This window comes from Streptomyces sp. UH6, from assembly GCF_013421635.1.
Taxonomy (GTDB): Bacteria; Actinomycetota; Actinomycetes; order Streptomycetales; family Streptomycetaceae; genus Streptomyces; species Streptomyces abyssomicinicus.
In genome coordinates, this window is sequence record NZ_JACADT010001036.1 from 1 (window position 1) to 1,946 (window position 1,946).

The window sequence follows — 1,946 nt, forward strand, 5'->3', positions numbered from 1 at the left end:
ACAGCGGCCGCTCGGTCTCGACGGCCACCCCCACCCGGGGCGGCGCCACGGTGGTGCCGACCCCCCGGCGGCGCTGGAGCCGCCCTTCCAGTTCGAGCTGTTCCAGAGCCTGTCGGAGCGTCGCCCTGGCGACGCCGAAGCGGGCGGCGAGCTCCCGCTCGTTGGGCAGCACCTCGCCCACCGAGAACTCGGAGTCCAGTGCCTGGCTCAGCACCGTCCTCAGGTGCCAGTACTTCGGCTCCGACACCGATTCCAGCTGCGTGGTCCCCACCCTGTCCTCCACGGTGCGCGTGGCAGGCGACGCTTTTGACGCCCTTGTTTATTAAAGGTTGTTGAACTTTCCTGCGACCATAGGACGCCCCCTCATCCTGGTCAAGACCAATCCTGGGACTTGGGGAGAAAACGGGCAGCGAACGCCGCACACCGTTCACACGATGTTCGTGAAGGAAGCGGCCGGACTCCGGCGGTCAGCCCCGCGGCCCGGCCAGCGCCCGCAGCTTGTCGGGGTTGCGCACCAGGAAGACCGTGCGGACCAGGCCGTCGGCGACCTCGGCCTGGAACAGGGTCTGCGGCACGCCGTCCTCCAGGACGAGGTAGGCGGGGCCGCCGTTGACCTCGACCGGCCGGTACGTCCAGCCGGTGGTGGCCCGGTTCCTGACGCCGTGGAAGAAGCGCGCCACCTTCGCGGCGGAGAACAGCTCGCGCAGGGGGGCCTTGGCCCTGCCGCCCGTGTCGGCCACCAGGCGGACGTCGGGCGCGAGGACCTCGAGCAGCCGCTCCAGGTCCCCTCCGGCCGCGGCGGCGAGGAACCGTTCGGTGAGGTCCCGGCGCTCCCCTGGTCCGGCCTTGTAGCGGGGACGGCCCTCCTCCACGTGACGGCGGGCCCGGACGGCCATCCGGCGCACGGCCGGCTCCTCGCGGCCGAGCATGGCGGCGATCTCCGCGTAGGGATGTCCGAACGCCTCACGCAGCACGAAGACCGCGCGCTCCAGGGGCGAGAGCGTCTCCAGGACGACCAGCACGGCGAAGGAGACCGAGTCGACGAGCTCGGCCCTCCCGGCGGTGTCCGCCGGCTCGGCCGCGAACGCGCCGAAGTCGGTGACGTAGGGCTCCGGGAGCCACGGGCCGACGTAGGACTCGTTGCGCGCCTTGATCTGCCGGAGCCGGTCGACGGCGAGCCGGGTGACCACCCGGACCAGATAGGCGCGCGGCTCGCGCACCACGGAGCGGTCGGCACCCTCCCAGCGCAGCCAGGCGTCCTGCACCACGTCCTCCGCGTCGGAGACCCGGCCCAGCATCCGGTAGGCGACGCCGGTGAGCAGGCCCCGGTGCTCCTCGAACTCGCGGGCTGCGGCCTCGGCGGCGGAGTCGGTGGTCACCGTGCCATTGTTCCATCCCAAGTCTCCCGCGCGGCACGGCGGTTGGCGAAGTCGGCCACCTGTCGCGGCGCCCCCCTACCCGCGGGAAACCATTACTGACAAACTGTCAACCGCGCCCCGGCACGCCGGGCATCCCCCGACGAGGAGCAGCCAGATGACCGACACCGTCTCCTTCGAGGTCCCCTCCCCCGGCGGGCCGAGGACCGTGACCGTCTCCTACGAACGGCAGGGCGCCGGTGAACCGCTCCTGCTGCTCCACGGCATCGGTCACCACCTCCAGGCCTGGGACCCGGTGAGCCGGATCCTGGCGGCGGACCGGGAGGTGATCGCCGTGGACCTTCCCGGTTTCGGAGCCTCTCCCGGGCTCCCGGAAGGGCTGGAGTACGACCTTCCGACGGTCACGGCGGTGCTGGGCGGCCTCTGCGAGGCGCTGGGCGTGGAGCGGCCGCACGTGGCGGGCAATTCACTGGGCGGGCTGCTCGCCCTGGAGCTGGGCCGGCGCGGGCTGGCCCGCACGGTCACCGCCCTTTCGCCGGGCGGCTTCTGGTCGCCGGGCGAGTGGCGTTA

The 1,946-nt window shown here is 72.3% G+C and carries 3 protein-coding genes; 1 reads left to right on the top strand and 2 read right to left on the bottom strand.

Going from position 1 to position 1,946, the window contains the following annotated elements; genetic code table 11:
- Positions 1-271: GntR family transcriptional regulator (locus HW445_RS28870; RefSeq protein WP_180223792.1), on the bottom strand; the 271-nt coding region annotated here is incomplete at its 3' end.
- 196 nt (positions 272-467) lie between these two features.
- Positions 468-1,379, bottom strand: a complete 912-nt coding sequence (sigJ, locus tag HW445_RS28875) for an RNA polymerase sigma factor SigJ (RefSeq protein ID WP_180223793.1) — start codon at positions 1,377-1,379, stop codon at positions 468-470.
- Between the two features lie 154 nt (positions 1,380-1,533).
- Here sigJ and HW445_RS28880 point away from each other — a divergent pair.
- Positions 1,534-1,946 (top strand): alpha/beta fold hydrolase (locus tag HW445_RS28880; protein WP_180223794.1); only part of this gene is annotated, 413 nt, incomplete at its 3' end.